This is a genomic window from Desulforhopalus singaporensis (assembly GCF_900104445.1).
Classification (GTDB): domain Bacteria; phylum Desulfobacterota; class Desulfobulbia; order Desulfobulbales; family Desulfocapsaceae; genus Desulforhopalus_A; species Desulforhopalus_A singaporensis.
The window spans coordinates 27798-44323 of record NZ_FNJI01000026.1 but is presented as its reverse complement, the minus strand read 5'-3'; the positions used below and the strand labels follow the sequence as shown (position 1 = coordinate 44323).

Annotated in this window: 15 protein-coding genes; 9 read left to right on the top strand and 6 right to left on the bottom strand. The window is 52.8% G+C overall.

Annotation, left to right across the window (positions count from 1 at the left end; translation table 11 throughout):
- Window positions 1-102: 102 nt before the first annotated feature.
- A complete protein-coding gene (locus BLQ17_RS16115; RefSeq protein WP_245695189.1) occupies window positions 103-1302 on the bottom strand; it encodes an aspartate aminotransferase family protein in 1200 nt (399 codons plus the stop codon).
- 1 nt (window position 1303) lies between these two features.
- The gene (gene argB, locus BLQ17_RS16110; protein ID WP_092224695.1) at window positions 1304-2206 is read right to left on the bottom strand and encodes an acetylglutamate kinase; all 903 of its coding nucleotides are present in this window, start codon (window positions 2204-2206) and stop codon (window positions 1304-1306) included.
- A gap of 432 nt (window positions 2207-2638) precedes the next feature.
- On the opposite strand from argB, the gene lptA reads away from it, so the two are divergent.
- The 9 genes from lptA to BLQ17_RS16065 all read left to right on the top strand — a co-directional run bounded on the left by lptA (window position 2639) and on the right by BLQ17_RS16065 (window position 11392).
- The gene (gene lptA, locus BLQ17_RS16105; RefSeq protein WP_245695188.1) at window positions 2639-3178 is read left to right on the top strand and encodes a lipopolysaccharide transport periplasmic protein LptA; all 540 of its coding nucleotides are present in this window, start codon (window positions 2639-2641) and stop codon (window positions 3176-3178) included.
- A 29-nt stretch (window positions 3179-3207) separates the two neighbouring features.
- Window positions 3208-3930, top strand: a complete 723-nt coding sequence (lptB, locus tag BLQ17_RS16100; RefSeq protein WP_092224692.1) for an LPS export ABC transporter ATP-binding protein — start codon at window positions 3208-3210, stop codon at window positions 3928-3930.
- A 7-nt stretch (window positions 3931-3937) separates the two neighbouring features.
- Window positions 3938-5392: an RNA polymerase factor sigma-54 gene (gene rpoN / locus BLQ17_RS16095; protein WP_092224690.1), complete on the top strand. Its 1455-nt coding sequence runs from the start codon at window positions 3938-3940 to the stop codon at window positions 5390-5392.
- Between the two features lie 5 nt (window positions 5393-5397).
- Complete coding sequence (locus BLQ17_RS16090; RefSeq protein ID WP_092224688.1) at window positions 5398-6363, top strand: helix-turn-helix transcriptional regulator; 966 nt, start codon at window positions 5398-5400, stop codon at window positions 6361-6363.
- 309 nt (window positions 6364-6672) lie between these two features.
- Window positions 6673-7497, top strand: coding sequence for a hypothetical protein (locus BLQ17_RS16085; RefSeq protein ID WP_092224686.1), 825 nt, complete (start codon window positions 6673-6675; stop codon window positions 7495-7497).
- Between the two features lie 89 nt (window positions 7498-7586).
- Window positions 7587-8513 carry a TRAP transporter TatT component family protein gene (locus tag BLQ17_RS16080; RefSeq protein WP_092224684.1) on the top strand — a complete coding sequence of 309 codons (927 nt, stop codon included), beginning with the start codon at window positions 7587-7589 and terminating at the stop codon, window positions 8511-8513.
- 65 nt (window positions 8514-8578) lie between these two features.
- On the top strand, window positions 8579-9583 hold the full coding sequence (locus tag BLQ17_RS16075) for a TRAP transporter substrate-binding protein (protein ID WP_092224682.1): 1005 nt from the start codon (window positions 8579-8581) through the stop codon (window positions 9581-9583).
- Window positions 9561-10133: a TRAP transporter small permease gene (locus tag BLQ17_RS16070; protein WP_092224680.1), complete on the top strand. Its 573-nt coding sequence runs from the start codon at window positions 9561-9563 to the stop codon at window positions 10131-10133. The genes BLQ17_RS16075 and BLQ17_RS16070 overlap by 23 nt, the downstream gene beginning before the upstream one ends.
- The gene (locus tag BLQ17_RS16065) at window positions 10130-11392 is read left to right on the top strand and encodes a TRAP transporter large permease (RefSeq protein ID WP_092224677.1); all 1263 of its coding nucleotides are present in this window, start codon (window positions 10130-10132) and stop codon (window positions 11390-11392) included. The genes BLQ17_RS16070 and BLQ17_RS16065 overlap by 4 nt, the downstream gene beginning before the upstream one ends.
- Before the next feature lie 44 nt (window positions 11393-11436).
- Here the strand turns inward: BLQ17_RS16065 and hpt are convergent, their stop codons facing one another.
- The 4 genes from hpt to BLQ17_RS16045 form a co-directional block, all read right to left on the bottom strand.
- Window positions 11437-11970, bottom strand: a complete 534-nt coding sequence (gene hpt, locus BLQ17_RS16060; protein WP_245695187.1) for a hypoxanthine phosphoribosyltransferase — start codon at window positions 11968-11970, stop codon at window positions 11437-11439.
- A 242-nt stretch (window positions 11971-12212) separates the two neighbouring features.
- Window positions 12213-14069: a peptidase U32 family protein gene (locus BLQ17_RS16055; RefSeq protein ID WP_092224673.1), complete on the bottom strand. Its 1857-nt coding sequence runs from the start codon at window positions 14067-14069 to the stop codon at window positions 12213-12215.
- Between the two features lie 4 nt (window positions 14070-14073).
- Window positions 14074-14727, bottom strand: a complete 654-nt coding sequence (locus BLQ17_RS16050; protein ID WP_092224671.1) for a lactate utilization protein — start codon at window positions 14725-14727, stop codon at window positions 14074-14076.
- Window positions 14728-14879: 152 nt separating this feature from the next.
- Window positions 14880-16457, bottom strand: coding sequence for an MBL fold metallo-hydrolase RNA specificity domain-containing protein (locus tag BLQ17_RS16045; protein WP_092224669.1), 1578 nt, complete (start codon window positions 16455-16457; stop codon window positions 14880-14882).
- Between the last annotated feature and the right edge of the window lie 69 nt (window positions 16458-16526).

Genomic DNA, 16526 nt, shown 5'->3' with positions numbered 1-16526 from the left:
TTCGAGGAGAAAAAAATTATCAATACAAAAAAGAGGGGTTATTTGCAAAACATTTTCCCAAATGAGCAACCAACCCGGCTTTTTTCCCCCGTCTGTTCTCTTTTACGAATACTCGGCCAACACCCCGGCCAGCGCTTCGACGATTTCGTCGATCTCCTGCTCGGTTACGATGAGGGGTGGTACAAAACGCAGCACGGAGTTCCCGGCAAAATTCATCAGGTATCCCCGTTCAAACATCCGGGTGACGATCTCACCGCCCACGGCGATACCCTTTTCCGTCAGTACGCCGCCGACGAGAAGGCCCATTCCCCGTGCCGAGCTGAGCAGTCCGGGAAACCGGACGGCAAGCCCTTCCAGCTTGCTCCTGAAATAGTCGCCTTTCTCCCGCACCCCGGCTAGAAAACCGTCTTCAAGAATGATTCTAAGCGTTGCCACCCCGGCGGCACAGGCCACCGGATTGCCGCCGAATGTGGACGCATGGGTTCCCGGCACAAAAGAGGCGGCGATGGCTTCAGTGGTCATCATCGCCCCGATCGGCAACCCGTTGCCCAGGGCCTTGGCCATGGTCAGGATATCCGGAGTAACCGACAGTTGCTCGTGGGCAAACAGGGTGCCGGTCCTTCCCATTCCCGTCTGTATTTCATCGAAGATAAGCAACAGACCGTATTTATCGCACAGTTCGCGGATCCCCTGGAGATAGGCAACGGACAGGGGCCGCACCCCGCCTTCCCCCTGCAGGGGCTCGCAAAGGATGGCGCAGGTTGCGTCGTCGATACACTTTTCGAGCTCGTCAAGGTCGCCAAACGGCGCATGAACGAACCCGTCGGGCAACGGCTCGAACCCCTGGTGAAATTTCGGCTGGCCAGTCGCGGCGACAGTGGCCAGAGTCCTGCCATGGAACGAGCCTCCAAGGCTGATGACCTTATAGCGTCCGCTGGCGGAATGGATACGTGCAAGCTTGATCGCCGCCTCGTTTGCCTCGGCCCCGCTGTTGCACATGAACAGCTTGTCGCCAAAGGAATTGGCGACAAGCATTTCGGCAAGCTCAATCTGCGGCTGGGTATAGTAGAGGTTTGACACATGCACCAGTTTTTCCGCCTGGGCGCATATCGCCCTGCTCACCTGCGGGTGGCTGTGACCGAGCGCACAAACGGCGATGCCGGACAGAAAATCAAGATATTGTTTGCCGTCGGCATCGACCAGCCTGCAGCCGCTGCCTTCTATCATTGCCGCTGGGTAGCGCAGGTAGGTTCCGATGAAGACGTCATCTCCCCTGGATTTCAGATTTTTGTTGTTTTCCACGTCAATAAATCTCCGTTCCGACGCCTTCTTTGGTGAATATTTCCAGTAAAATGGAATGCTCCACCCGGCCGTCGAGGATATATGTTTTTGCAACGCCGCTCTGCAGCGCATCCACACAGCAGCGCACCTTGGGAATCATTCCCCCTGCAACAGTACCGTCGGCGACAAGGGACTCAAGCTCCTGATGGGGCAGAAAGGTGATCAGCTCACCGTTTTTGTCCTTGACTCCCTCCACGTCTGTAAGCAGCATCAACTTCTCCGCCGACAGCGCTCCGGCTATGGCGCCAGCCACCAGGTCGGCGTTGATGTTGAAGGCCTGCCCGTCTTCACCAACCCCCACCGGGGCGATTACCGGTATGAAATCTTTGAGATACAGGCTTTCAAGCACCGCCGTATTGACCCGGGTCACTCGCCCGACCCTGCCAAGGTCAATAAGCTCCGGCGGAGAATCCTTCACCGCTTCCCGGATCCTGGTGCTCGACACCTTGAGTTTTTCGGCGCAGACCAGATCTCCGTCCCGTCCGGACAGCCCCACCGCCTTGCCTCCGCAGTGGTTGATCAGGCCGACGATCTGTTTATTCACCTTGCCGACCAGTACCATCTCAACCACATCCATGGTCTCCCCGTCGGTCACCCGCATTCCCTCGACATAGCTGGGCTTGATGTCAAGACGTTCAAGAAGCCTGTTTATCTGGGGCCCCCCGCCGTGAACGATAATCGGATTGATTCCGATCTGTTTGAGCAGGATGACGTCAAGAGCGAACTGCCTTTTCAGGTGGTCGTCGACCATCGCGTGACCGCCGTATTTGATCACGATGGTTTTGTCCCTGAACTTCTGCATGTACGGCAGGGCATTGATAAGAACCTTTGCCTTTTCTATCTGGTCCTGGACGGTTTTAGCCATGATTGTATTTTCGATTGTGAAATCGATCCTTATGGTGCTGTTAAAATTTTATGTGATTATTATGCGGTAAAGGGTATTATCATCCGCTCCTGGCACGGGGCAGACCTGTCAACGTTTCATGTTGTCCGCTTTGGAGTACAGCCTGGAATAAGAATGGTTAAAAACCAACAGGGAGCAAACAACAAAACAGACCAGAAACCGGACAGGTGCCTATTGTAATGGCTGCTCTAATGTAAGTAAAGAGCTGTTTCATCCGGCTCTGCCGGGCCGGTAAAAACCAGGGCCTGCAACAGGACGGGAAAATGTTTTAATTGTGAGCGCTAGAATGCACCACCACTTTACATTTTTGCCGCCTTACGCTACCATGGCTGCAAAATATGACAGTATCGTAAAAGAATTACAGCCTGCTCATTATCTGACTCGAGGAGAGTAATGATGATTTTCTGTTGTCAGCACAGTTTGTTTCGCCGTCTCTGTGCTCTGTTTTCCCTGCTCATATTCATGGTCTCCCCTTGCTTTGCCGACAACGCCCCCATCCAGGTAGAAGCGGACCACATGACCTCGACGGAAAAGACCAACTCCGTAACTTTCACAGGAGACGTGGACGCAAAACAGGCGGATGTAAGAATCCGCTCGGATAAAATGGTCGTCCATTACCGCGAAAATAAAACCAAGCAGAGCTCATCCAAGGAGGTTGAAAAACTTGTCTGCACGGGCAACGTGGAACTCACCCGTGCAGAGTGGCTTGGGACCTCAAAGAAAATGATCTATCTCGCCAAGGAAAGGCAGGTTATCCTTACCGGGAACGCCAAGGCCTGGCAGGGGCAGAACATGGTCAGCGGCGAAAAGATCATCTATTACCTTGACGAAGGACGTTCCGAGGTAATCGGCGGTCCGCGGGTAACCGGTGCTGAGCAGCAGGATAAGGACAAGAAGGGTTCCAGGGTAAACATGACGATCCTGCAAAATTAGACACTCAGTGACCTGTCACAGTAAAATTTATGGCACTTCTTGAAACACGAAATTTAGTTAAAAAATACGGCCCGAGAACTGTGGTTGACGGCGTCAGCCTGCAGGTCAACACCGGGGCAGTCGTGGGACTCCTTGGTTCCAACGGCGCTGGAAAAACAACTACTTTTTACTCCATAGCGGGTTTTATACGGCCAAACTCCGGCAGCGTCATCCTCAGCGGCGAGGTGATAACCAACCTGCCGATACATAAGAGAGCGCTGCGCGGCATCTCCTATCTTGCCCAGGAACCGTCCGTTTTCAAAAAGCTCACTGTTGAAGAAAACGTCCGGATAGTACTCGAACCTCTCGGTCTTTCAAAAAGGGAAATCAACCTGCGAATTGACGGACTGATGGCGGAACTCAACATAGAATACCTTCGTAAAAACAAAGGCCACGCCCTGTCGGGAGGAGAGCGGCGGCGGGTGGAAATCATGAGGGCTCTTGCAACAAGGCCCCAGTTCATCCTGCTCGATGAGCCATTTGCCGGAATCGATCCGCTGGCGGTCGGCGATCTCCAGAAAATAATCTTCAACCTTAAAGAAAAGGGGCTTGGTATACTGATTTCCGACCATAATGTCAGAGAAACGTTACAGGTTTGTGATTTTGCCTACATTATGAATGCGGGTCAGGTACTTACAAGCGGTGTTGCTGATGATATAATTGAAAGTGAAGTAGCACGTAAAATGTATCTCGGCGAAAATTTTCACATGTGATATTCTCATGGCCCTTGAACTCAGACAACAGCTCAAACTTGCACAAAAACTGGTAATGACGCAGCAACTGCGTCAGGCCATCAAGCTCCTGCAGCTCAACAGGCTTGAGTTGTCCGGTGCCCTGCAAGCTGAGATCGAACAGAACCCGGCGCTGGAAGAAGATACTCTTGTGCAGGACTCAAGCGAGCGCTCCTCGGGGCTTTCGGCAACGGACGAGAACCTTGATCCCGGCAAGGAGTCCGATTTTACTGAGAAATTTCAGGTTTCTGACAACCTGCCGGAAATCAACTGGGAGGATTACGCCAACAATTTCGACAGCAATTTCTCCTTTGCAAGGGAAACTCCCCCCGCCGACGCACCATCCCAGTTCGACTTCATTTCCGAGAAGCCGGACCTTATGGCGTATCTCCAGTGGCAGCTGGCCCACTGTGAACTCGACGAGAACGAGTGGGACATCGCCCTGTACATCATCGGCAACTTCAACCGTTACGGTTTTCTTGAAATCGATCTCGATTCCGTCTGCCGGGAGACAGGATGCCAACTGGACGACGCGGAGTATGTGCTGGAGGTTATCCAGGATCTTGATCCTCCGGGCATAGGCGCAAGGGACGTCAGCGAATCCCTCTACCTCCAGCTGGAACGGCTCGGCAAAGGTGACAGTCTCGCAGCGGAAATCGTGCTCAACCATCTTCCCCTGCTGCAGACCCGCAACTATAAAATGTTGGCCCGTGCTACCGGGAAGAAGAAGCCGGAAATAGAAAGAGCCATCAACTATATCATCAGTGAACTGACGCCGTTTCCCGGACTGCCCTACGCTACCGACGACACCAATTACATCGTCCCCGACGTTTATGTAAAAAAAATAGACGATGAATACGTCATCCAGCTCAACGAGGACGATCTCCCGCAGCTCAAACTGTCCTCGATCTACCAGGAACTGCTGAAAAATGATAAGACCCTGGAAAAGGAGTCCAAACAGTATCTCAATGAAAAGCTGAAGAATGCCGACTGGTTCATCAAGTCGCTTTACCAGAGACAGCGGACCATATACAAGGTGATGGAATCCATCCTGAAATTCCAGTATGATTTTTTTGAGCGGGGCGCCGAACATCTCAAGCCGCTGATTCTAAAGGATGTGGCCGAGGATATCGACATGCACGAATCCACCGTCAGCAGGGTGACATCGAACAAGTACGTACACACGCCCCAGGGAATTTACGAGCTGAAATTCTTCTTCTCTACCGCCATTCCCAGAGAAGGGGGTGATGCGATGGCGTCGGAATCGATCAAGACCCTGATCAGGAAAATGATCCAGGACGAAGACAAGGACTCGCCTTTAAGCGACAACGCCATTGCCCAAAATCTTGCCGAGAAAAATATCAAGATTGCCCGAAGGACAGTGGCCAAATACCGTGAACAGTTAAAAATTCTTCCTGTAAAACATCGCCGTCACACCAAATAGAGCCGATGAGCCTTATCGAGCGGATATTCTATTTTCACCAGGAAATCCTGAAAGGCAAGTTTCCCAACTCCCGACAGATTGCCCAACATTTTGAGGTTTCTCTCCCCACCGCCAAAAGGGATATAGCCTATCTGCGCGACAGACTGCTCGCGCCGCTCTCGTTTGACAGTACCAGGAACGGCTTTTATTACCAGAACGACTCTTTTTGTCTTCCATTTGCCGAAAGTCCGCGAATCGCCTTCTTTCTGGCCATGCTCGGCAAAATGGCCAAAGAGACGGGACTCAGCGAGCTGCAGGAGGTAAAACAGCTCGAACAGCGCCTGACGCCCATGCTCGGCGGTGACTTCGGCAAGGTAATGACAGCTCTGGAGGTGCAATGGATCGAAATCGAATCCATCAGCCACCAGATCTTTGAGAGCGTAATAGAATCGGTTATCTCGGAAAAGCTCCTCATTATCCATTACCGGTCACCCGGGGGGCAGGAGAACGTCAGGCCTATCGCCCCGATCAGGATTATTAACTACCAAGGGCGGTGGTATCTCAGGGGGTTCTGTCTGTTGCGAGACAGTGAGCGGCTCTTTCACATCGGTAGAATTCAAAAAGCCGCACTTACAGAAGAGTCGCCACCGCCGGAAGCGATCCGTGAAAACCGGTCAAGAGCACATACTTTCGGTATCTTTCAGGGAGAAATACGCTACCATGCGAAAATTCTCTTTACCGGCACAGCCGCCGCATTGATAAAAAATCAGCACTGGCACGATGAGCAGAAAATGCAGGAGACAGAGGAAGGCATCGTGATGCACCTGCCGGTAAGCGACGACCGGGAGCTGATAATGAAAATTCTGCAATACGGATCGATGGCAAAAGTGCTCGGCCCGCCCGAGCTGACTCTTCGCCTGGAGCAGGAGATTGGGCAGATGGCCAGGAACTACGGCCTTGAAAAGTCGGACCCTGCTCCCGACATTGCATAGAAGAGCTGATTCCTGTTCCAACCGTAACTCAATTCAATCTGTTAAGAATTGAGTTACGGTAATTTTATCCGCAATGTCCCTGCCATGCCGGAGAACAAAGCACACCCGCCGGCAATTGTGGAAAAAACAATCATAAATGACAAAAATTCCCGTAATGACGGTCTGTGCCGGTAAAAATTATAAAAAATATCGACAAATTGTGGTAATATTTATGTTTTATCGACAACAACCGCGCGGATAATTTAATTATTTTAACAATATACGAATCACTTGCTATTAAACGACTTACCAAACACAGGAGAAAAGACTATGAAGTACGCCATAATTGCAATGGTTGCAATTTATCTGATCACTTTCGGCTGCAGCCCCGACTCAGATGACCAAAACAGTACCTCCCATGAGCAACCAATAGTTGAGTCAACCGTTGAGACCGGGCATACAGAAGCAAGTGCACCAGCGGTTGAGGAGCATCAAGCAGCAGTGGCAGAAGAGTCGCAGGAGAGTGCAGAAGCTACTCACACTGCCGATGCAGTAGAGGAAAAAACGACAGTTGAGCACAAAGACGCTCAGCAGGAAGTAGCTCAACAACAGCAACCAGCGCAGCAGCAACCGACCCAGGATGAGCAGGAGGCGGCGGTTGAGCACAAAAACGCTCAGCAGCAGGACGTTGCCGTAGCGAAAGATGAACCTGCACAGATCGTTATAGCTCCGTGCGGCAAGCCCATCGTCAAGCCGTCCCCGGATCAGCTTCCTCCGTGCATGAGGCCTTCCAGGCAGGAGCCGATAACGACTCAGGAAGAACTTGATATCGCCATGCAGAGCATGGTTCAGGCAACCAGCCAGATGGTAGCCGTATCAAAACAACTGGCAACAGCCACCCAACAGATGCTTGCCGCATCAAAAACCGTTGCGGTTGAAGTTGTCGATACCGGCAAGGAAATCATCGACGCCCAAAAAGAGGAAAAAGGTGCAGTAGAAGCTCCCGAGGAAACCGGAAAGGATGGCGCCGCCAAGCCGGCACTCCAGGAAGAAGTGGTAAAAACACTGCAGGATCTGGTTCAGGCCACTAAGGAAATACTCGAAGTAACCAGCGAGGCAATCTCAAAAGCCGTTGAGGAAAACAACAAGCAGTAGCCGGAGCTGGGGGAAAACACATCGGTCTGCAAGGGGGAGATGGGGGATAAAAACACCCCTCTCCCCTGTTAGTCCGCTGTTCTTTGAAGATGAGCCGACACGTTATGCCATGGCTCGTCGCTTTTATCGCCGGCAGCACAAACAGCAAAGACGGGTTCCAGATGATGCGGAAAAATACAGCGCTCTTCTTCGGGTCTGCACTCCTGCTTGTAATCCTCGGAGGCTGCTCCAGCCTTGTCAACAGACATTTAATCCAACCGACCCTGGATAACCTGCAGCAACAGACCGATATAGATCTAGTATGCGAGGGAGCCCCTGCGTACCTGCTGATGCTCGACTCCCTTCTTGTGTCGTCGCCTACCAACCGCGGGTTGCTGCTTTCCGCCGTTCAGGCATATACCGGTTATAGTGAGGCTTTTGAATCGTGCAACAGCGACGGTGAAGAACGGATCTCGGCAATAACCGAAAAGGCAAAACGATACGGCAAAACCCTTCTGGCCATGCAGTTTGAGTTTGACGGCTCAGACCAGAAGTTTGATCGGTCATTATCGCGCACCGACACCGCCGACGTTCCCGCCCTGTTCTGGGGAGCAATGGGCTGGCTGACATGGGTAAAATCCCAGCAGGGTTCTCCCACGGCACTGGCGGATCTGGTCTACCTGGAAAAGATAATGCAGAGACTTCTTGTACTTGCCCCCGGGTATCAGGGAGGAAGCGTTCATCTGTTCTGGGGTGTCTACTACGCAGCGAAACCGAAGATGCTTGGCGGCAGGCCGGAATTGAGCAGAATGCATTTCGAGCAGGCCCTCGCCGCATCCGACAGGCGCTTTCTCATGGTGCAAACCAGCTATGCCGAGACCTACGCCCGTTCAACTATGAACAGGGAGCTGCATGATGCTCTTCTTGAGGAAGTGGTGTCTTTCCCGGTTGATTCGGCTGCCGAATACGGGTTGAGCAATCATCTCGCCCAGCGCAGGGCCAAAAAACTTCTGGAAGAAAACTACTTCGGTGATTAGACTCGACTGTAGGGCAATCTTTTTTTCGTCGTTGCCCGCCCTCACAACCTTTTGGAGAAGTATCTATGAAGTTGTTTTCCTCTTTTATCTCAATTCTGGTGCTGCTGTTTCTAGCAGGCCCGCAGGCCAATGGTGGATCGAAGCAGTTGTTCAAGATTGCCAGCCTTGCACCCGCCGGCTCGGTATGGACCACGCAGTTTGAAAACTTCGCAGAGGAAGTAAGGGAAAAGACCGGTGGGGAGGTCGATTTTCGAATTTACCCCGGCGGGGTCATGGGCGACGATATAGCGATGTTCAGAAAAATGCGCGTCGGCCAGCTCCATGGCGGCGGGTTCACAATGACCGGCGTTGCGTCACAGGTCCCCGATTTTCGGATACTTGGAATTCCCTTTCTTTTTCATTCGTACGAAGAGATCGACTTTGTAAAAAAAGGTCTGCTCCCCGAGTTTGAAAAACAGTTCCGCGACAAGGGGCTGGAACTGATCGCCATGACCGAGGTCGGGTTCGTCTACGCCATGTCGACCCTGCCGATTTCCGACCTTGAAACTTTCAAGCAAAGCAAGAACTGGGCGCCAACCGGCGATCCCGTCTCGGAAAAATTCCTCCAGACCCTGGGCATCACGCCGATCCAGCTTATCATTCCGGATGTACTCTCCTCGCTGCAGAGCGGACTGGTTGAAACCGTCTACAACTCCTTTTACGGCTCCATTGTCCTGCAGTGGTTCACCAAGACTAAATACATAGTTGATCTCCCCTACGGTTACGCCTATGGGGTATTCGTGGTGAGCAGCCAGAAATTCAACAAACTCACAGAAAAACAAAAACAGGTTTTCCTTGCGGCGGCACATAAACATTTTCCGGTGCTGCTCAAGAAGACAAGGCAGAGCAACCAGGAATCGCGGTTGATACTCAAGCAAAGAGGCGGTCAGTTCCTGACCCTGGACCATGGGACCATCGAATTACTCAAAGAAAAGCGGAACGAGACCATAAAACAGCTTGTTCCGGACGCTTTTTCCAAATCGATCCAGGACCACACTTTTAAACTCCTTGAAGAATTCAGAAAGCAATAAACGGCAGCAGCCGCCTCCCTATACCGTCGCTTTCTTCCCCCAAGGGCAAGATGGCGTTTTCGGGCTGCTGAACAAAACCGAGGAAGCTGTGCTGTCGGTAATGCTGGTTGCGGTCATCTGTCTTGCCTGCACCCAGATCGTTTTGCGGACCGTTTTCGAAAGCGGTTTTGTCTGGCTCGATCCACTGTTGCGATACCTGGTCCTGTGGTGCGGTCTGCTGGGGGCAGTGACCGCAACAGCCAAGGGAAAACATATCGCGCTCGACCTGGTCGGCAGCCGCTTTCCCGACCGGGTCGCCCCCTTCCTGTCCCTTGTTACCCATCTGTTCAGCTGTTGCGCTTCGGCCGGACTGACCCTTGCTGGCTGGCTGTTTTTAAGAAATGAGTTTGAATATGGCGGGACCGGGCCGCTTACGCTGCCACTCTGGCTGTGGAATACGATCTTCCCCTTTGCCTTCGGCCTGATTACCGTAAAATATTTTCTGTTGATCATCCTGCAGCTCAAAGCTATTTCCCACCTTTTTACCCAACGCGGCGGAGACCGGTCATGAACACCCTCAAGCTGCTGATTCTCGGACTGGCCCTGCTGCGCTCTCCCCTGTTCCTGGTTATCGCCGCCCTGGCCCTGCTTTCGTTTCACGGGGCCGGCATCAACATCTCAGTGGTCATCATTGAGATGTCCCGGCTCGCCGACACACCGCTGCTGGTATCCCTGCCCCTCTTTATTTTTACCGGGATATTGCTTTCTGAAAGCCGGGCTCCTGCCAGAATGCTCAGATTCAGCCAGATCTTTTTCGGTTGGCTCCCCGGTGGGCTCGCGGTGGTCTCCCTGCTGGTCTGTGCCATTTTCACCGCTTTTACCGGAGCCTCCGGAGTGACCATTTTTGCACTGGGCGGACTGCTGCTCCCGGCCCTTATCCAGGACGGCTACAAGGAACGTTTTTCCATGGGCCTCATCACCTCATCGGGCAGCCTCGGCCTGCTCTTTCCTCCCAGCCTGCCCCTTATCCTTTACGGGGTGATCTCCGAGTCGAGGATCGACCACCTTTTCCTGGCGGGCATCCTGCCCGGGCTGCTGATGATTATCCTGCTGGCCGGATACGCTTTCAGGATGAGCCCGCCCAAGGCGGCTGGAAAATCGCTTACACCAAAAGAGATGATCGCGGGTATCCGCGAAATATGCTGGGAACTGCCGCTGCCTTTTATCCTTATAGGCGGAATATACGGCGGCTACCTCGTGCCAAGCGAGGCTGCGGCTGTGACAGCCTTGTACGTCCTGGTGGTGGAGCTTTTTATCCACAGGGATGTAACAGTACGTCAGCTGCCGGCTATCATGAGTAAATCGATGGTGCTGTTTGGTGGTATTCTCGTCATCCTTGCCGCCTCGATGGCCTCCACGAACTACCTTATCGACCAGCAGATCCCGTCACGGATCTTTAGTGTTATCCAGGCGTTTATCAGCAACAAGTACATGTTTTTGCTGCTGCTCAACATCTTTTTGCTCCTGGTCGGGGCAATGCTCGATATCTTCTCGGCGCTGGTACTCATCGTCCCGATTATTCTGCCGATCGCCCAGGGATACGGCATAGACCCGGTCCACCTGGGCATTGTTTTTCTGACCAACCTGCAGATCGGCTACTGCACCCCGCCGGTGGGGCTCAACCTGTTTTTGGCTTCCTACCGGTTTGACCGGCCGGTGGCCGAACTCTACCGGTCGACCCTTCCCTTTTTAGCGCTGCTGCTGATAACCCTGGGCATAATCACCTATCTGCCATGGCTCAGTTCGGTGCTGATCAGGTACTTCGGCTGAAAAGGACCGGGGACCGCGTCCTTTCCGCCATCACCACGACAGATTCATGTCTTCAATACCCCGACATAGGGAAGGTTGCGGTAATTCTGGGCGAAATCCAGCCCGTATCCCACGGCGAACTCATTGGGAATATCGACACCGCAGAAGTCGATCTGAACCTCGGTTATGCGCGCAGCAGGTTTGTTGAGAAACGTACATATCTTGAGTGATTTGGGGTTTCGTTTCTTCATCATCGTGATCACCTTGGCAAATGTCCTGCCGGTATCCACGATATCTTCCACCAGAAGCACGTCGCGATCCTCAACCGACGAGTCAAGATCCATGACAACCTTGACATCCCCGCTGCTTTCGGTACCGTCGCCATAGCTGGACACGGTCAGAAAGTCGACCACCAGAGGCGTCTTGATAACACGGATAAGATCGGCCATGAAGATAAAAGAGCCGCGCAGCAGCCCGATCACCATCAGCTCCTTTTCGAGTACCCCGTAGTGAGATGAAATTTCATCGCCCAACCGCTGCACTATCTGTTTAACCTCTTCTTCAGAGACCAGAGTTTTTTCAATTTCCCTATGATTCACTTCAGCTCCAGAAAGCTCATAATTGTTAATAGTAAGACGAAAATGACCTGCAGCCATTGACACCATGCCCGGCAACTCTCAACGCGCTGAAAAGGTGTTTTTTCATTGGTGAGTCATACCGACCGTCCCGCGTGCCGATTACCGGGAGCGCTACCATCGGCTGTGTCTTTTCATCCGTCGATACCGGACAAAGTATAAAAAAAAATTGCGCGAGTCAACATTGCCCCGGCCGTCCGGTTTTGTTACCGCTGTTTTTCCTCCAGCCTCTTGAGACCCATTTCACATGTATCACAGAAAAAGACCAGTTCATAGCGGCCACTGTTATCGGATAAAACCAGGGGTTCAGCTGCACCACCAGCTGGCGTCTGGAGACGCGGACAGAGCCCAAGCTGGCCCCTGAGGCAATACCTGGTGATCATGAGCAGCGGATTGTCAGCCCGTTCGACAAGCAGCTCGCGGTATCCTCCGGGGGACAGTTTTGCACCGTGGCGCCGATAGAACCGCTCGGCATAGCTGTTGGTTATATTGTCAAGATAGCTAAGATTTTCGTCTGGCAGCGGATCGTTGCCCAGAATATGGGGGTGGTGTTCGACCACATAGTGCGCAAGCCGCGCCGCCATATGTTTTTCAAGCGCATCTCTTCGCAGTTTATTTAAAATCGACACGGGGCAGAACAGTTCCTCGCTCACCTTGACGCCAACGCTCTTTACCATAAAAACCGACTCGCCGCTTTTCTCCAGCTGTCTTGCGGCAACCTGCGCAACTCCGCCGGTTTTTCTCGCACGCTCTTTCTGCATGGCGACAGAACTCCTTGACACGACGCCGTCTTCATCGGTCACGGTGAGCAACAGGCCCTGCGCCTGCTCAGTCAGCTCCAGGGATACGGCAATTTTCCTGCAGTTATGGGAATTACGGAGCAACTTATTGAACTCCGCATCCAGGTTGCGGTATATTTTCGTTCCTAAAACAAGCTGTGATCGGTCCCACCCCTCTTTGGGGTACACCTTATTGCTCTCCGCCCTGTTGACCCGAATTCCGCGCAACGCTCCGTCCCTGCCGAAAAAGCACAGGCCGTCGCCGTTATTTATCTTCTCCCGGGTGTCGATGGTCATAAAGGACCGCTCGACCCGCTGCAGCCGGCCGAGAAACTTGCCGGTGGCCTTCGGGGTCCTGATCTCCGCCGGCCTGTTTTTCCTCTTGGTCAGATAATAGGAGGTCGCGCCCCGATAAAACGACTTTTCCGGATCGGGGGTAAAGGTGTAGAAACATGTTCCCGAAGAACTCCGGCCATGGCTGCCGCCATGCTCCAGCAGCGTATCGAGCTGCCGACGGTAATATGCCGTAACGTTCTTGACATACCCCTCATCCTTGAGCCGCCCTTCGATCTTAAAGGAACTGATTCCGGCATCGAGCAGTTGTGCCAGGTGGGAGGAGAGGTTGAGGTCTTTCAAGCTGAGCGGGTACTTGTCCTTTAAAAGGATATTCCGGCACCGGTCTGAAAGGGTGTAGCTGTGCCGGCAGAACTGTGCACACTCCCCTCGGTTTGCACTGCGGCCGGCCATCACCTCGCTTATGTAACACTGGCCGCTGTATGAGACGCAAAGGGCTCCATGGACGAAGAACTCAAGCGCAACCGTGGTCGCCTGCCGGATTTTTGCTATTTCGCCAAGGCTCAGTTCCCGGGCAAGAACAACCTGCTGCATCCCTATTTTTTCAAGAAACCGCACTTTCTCAGGGGTCCGGTTGTTCATCTGGGTCGAGGCGTGGAGGGACATGGGGGGCAGCTCCGTCTCCAGCAGGCCAAGATCCTGAATGATCAGCGCGTCTGCCCCCATCTCATGGTAACGGCGGCACAGACCGGCAGCCTGTTCCAGCTCCCGGTCTGAGAAAAGGGTGTTCAGCGCCACATACACCCGCGCACCAAAGACATGGGCGTAGCGGATCAGCCTCTCGATGTCGTCCAGGCTGTTGCACGCTGCCGCCCTGGCACCGAACTGCGGGCCGCCGATGTATACGGCATCCGCCCCGTGATCAATAGCCGCCACTCCGCAGCTCAGGTTTTTCGCCGGAGCAAGCAGCTCTGTCGTCCCGGATTCCATTTCCTCAGAGCCCAAGCTCCTCGTTTACCAGAATCACGCTGATCCGGTTTTTCGGATATGATTTCTCATTCATGGTCCAGTGGTTACAGATTCGGCCCGGGCTGCTGCAGTCAGCACAGGTTGCGGTCTTGGCACACGGAGTTTTACAGTCAAGACGAATGGCGTTTGCCGGAGCGGCATACTCCTTGATCCGGTACATTGCCGCCTCCAGGTCGGCTACGACCTTGTTTCTCCCTACTATGACTATTACCTTTTTCGGCCCGAAGGTAATCGCGGCAACCCGGTTGCCTATCATATCGAGATTTACGAGGCACCCTTCTTCGGTGACCGCGTTGGTACCGCTCAGATAGAGATCGACCAGCAGCCCCTGCCTTCTTCGTTCAATCTTCTGTTCAAGCGACAGATTCGGCTCGTCGGGTACAATCAGCTCCACCCCTTTCATAGCACCGATCTCCTCAAGAACCCCGGTCGCCTTTACCGTCATCGAACCGCCATAGGAGACCGAAGCGGGTGTTGCCTCCGGCAGCAGTTTATCAAGAATCAGCGCACGGGCGGCGGCGACGTTTTTTACTGTATGAGCATCAAAATTATTGCTCTTCAAAGCTTCCTGCACTGCCTGCAGACGCAGTTGCCAGTAGTTTTCAACAGGCTGGTCCATGGTATTGTCCTCAATTATTTTTTTCAGTTATCATCGAACATGCCGGAATATCGGCTGCGACTTGCTCCTGTTATAACATCCGAGACAACCAGATAGTCATCATCGAGCCATTTTTCAACAGCAGAAATCCTGCCGAGGGAAAAGACGTGAGACTACACCCGGATACTCTGCCCCTGATACGGAATGGTCACCTCATACCCTTCACCGCGGAGATGCTCGGCAAACCCATTGATCTGCTCTTTTTCCCCATGGACAAGGGCTATCTTTTTTATGGACAGGTTCGATTCCCTGAGAATCCGCGTCATCTCATTTCTGTCTCCGTGGGCACTGAACCCGCCGAGGGTTTTAACATGGGCTTTCAGGGGATATTCCTTGTTGTAGAATCTTACCGTCGGCGGCTCCCCCTTGCGTCCACCTTCCTCATATTTTTCCGCTTTCATCTGCAGTTGCCTGCCAAAAGTGTTCTCCCCCATGTATCCGACGATAAGTATGGTGTTTCGTTCATCGTGAATTTTGTGCCGCAGGTGGTGGAGGATCCGCCCTCCCTCACACATACCCGATCCGGCCAGGACCACATGGGATTTCTGGTCCCTGTTAAGAGCGATGGACTCCTCTACCGTCTGTACGAACTTGAGCTGGTGAAAATCAAAGGGATTAAGCCCCTTGCTCAAAAAGGCCTGGTGGGTTTCCTCGTCGTAGGTTTCGGGATGTTCGCCAAAGACATGGGTTATCTTCGTCGCCAGCGGACTGTCGACCCAGACCGGCATCGGCGGGACCTCACCTGCAAGATAGAGCTCATGCAGAAAGTAGATCAATTCCTGGGTGCGCCCATAGGCGAACGCCGGAATTATTACTGAACCTCCCCGGTCAAAGGTTTCGATCAGGACCTGTTTCAACAACGGTTTCATATCGAATACCGGCTCGTGAAGCCGGTCGCCGTAGGTTGATTCCATTATCATCAGGTCTATCTCCCGGTGTTCCGCCTTGAAATCAAGGGTGGGATCCTTGATAATCGGCTTGTTGAATCGACCCAGGTCACCGGAATATAATATATTCTTGACTTGACCGTTATTCGCGTACTGCAGAACGGACATAGCCGAACCGAGGATGTGGCCGGCGACATAAAAGGTGCAGGTGAGGTTGCTGCCGATCGTTACCGGCTCGGCAAACGGTACACCCTGAAAATATTCCAGCGCCTCCTCGGCCTCCGTCAAGGAGTAGAGCGGGGTGATCACCTCAAGGTTCTGTTCCCTGAGAAGATTGTTGATGACTTCGTTGCGCAGATCGTGGTTGCCCGACTTGAGCAGTGTCCTGATCTCGTTGATTTCCGTTTTGGTCAGCTTCTTATCCCCCCCTCCCGTCTTCATCCTGCTCAGAAAATACTTGGCGGTCTTGTAATTGAGATACGACGCATCGCCCTCCTGTATCTTGGCCGAATCGCGCAGCAGGTATTCACAGGCATGGGCCGTGGCCCTGGAACAGAAAACCTGGCCGTTGAACCCGTTTTTGGTCATCATCGGAATTCTTCCGGAATGATCGATATGGGCATGGGACAGCACCATGTTTGTCAGGATTTTCGGATTAATCGGAAGGACTCTGTTTTTCGCTTCGGCTTCTTTTCTTCTGCCCTGGAAAAGACCGCAATCCAGTAAAATGGTGTCGGAGTCCGTTGACAGCGTATGAAAAGACCCGGTAACCTCCCTTGTCGCCCCGTAAAATGTTACATGCATAATCGTTCCCTTGCGCAAAATTGACCATAATGTATTATGGATGTCCGTACTGCTCATTTAACTTAGAAG

What these genes read in the sequence shown, in the direction of transcription:
- argB (WP_092224695.1), bottom strand. Translation starts at nt 2,206, where the DNA reads ATGGCTAAAACCGTCCAGGACCAGATAGAAAAGGCAAAGGTTCTTATC.
- lptA (WP_245695188.1), top strand. Translation starts at nt 2,639, where the DNA reads ATGATGATTTTCTGTTGTCAGCACAGTTTGTTTCGCCGTCTCTGTGCT.
- lptB (WP_092224692.1), top strand. Translation starts at nt 3,208, where the DNA reads ATGGCACTTCTTGAAACACGAAATTTAGTTAAAAAATACGGCCCGAGA.
- rpoN (WP_092224690.1), top strand. Translation starts at nt 3,938, where the DNA reads ATGGCCCTTGAACTCAGACAACAGCTCAAACTTGCACAAAAACTGGTA.
- BLQ17_RS16090 (WP_092224688.1), top strand. Translation starts at nt 5,398, where the DNA reads ATGAGCCTTATCGAGCGGATATTCTATTTTCACCAGGAAATCCTGAAA.
- BLQ17_RS16085 (WP_092224686.1), top strand. Translation starts at nt 6,673, where the DNA reads ATGAAGTACGCCATAATTGCAATGGTTGCAATTTATCTGATCACTTTC.
- BLQ17_RS16080 (WP_092224684.1), top strand. Translation starts at nt 7,587, where the DNA reads ATGAGCCGACACGTTATGCCATGGCTCGTCGCTTTTATCGCCGGCAGC.
- BLQ17_RS16075 (WP_092224682.1), top strand. Translation starts at nt 8,579, where the DNA reads ATGAAGTTGTTTTCCTCTTTTATCTCAATTCTGGTGCTGCTGTTTCTA.
- BLQ17_RS16065 (WP_092224677.1), top strand. Translation starts at nt 10,130, where the DNA reads ATGAACACCCTCAAGCTGCTGATTCTCGGACTGGCCCTGCTGCGCTCT.
- BLQ17_RS16055 (WP_092224673.1), bottom strand. Translation starts at nt 14,069, where the DNA reads ATGGAATCCGGGACGACAGAGCTGCTTGCTCCGGCGAAAAACCTGAGC.
- BLQ17_RS16050 (WP_092224671.1), bottom strand. Translation starts at nt 14,727, where the DNA reads ATGGACCAGCCTGTTGAAAACTACTGGCAACTGCGTCTGCAGGCAGTG.
- BLQ17_RS16045 (WP_092224669.1), bottom strand. Translation starts at nt 16,457, where the DNA reads ATGCATGTAACATTTTACGGGGCGACAAGGGAGGTTACCGGGTCTTTT.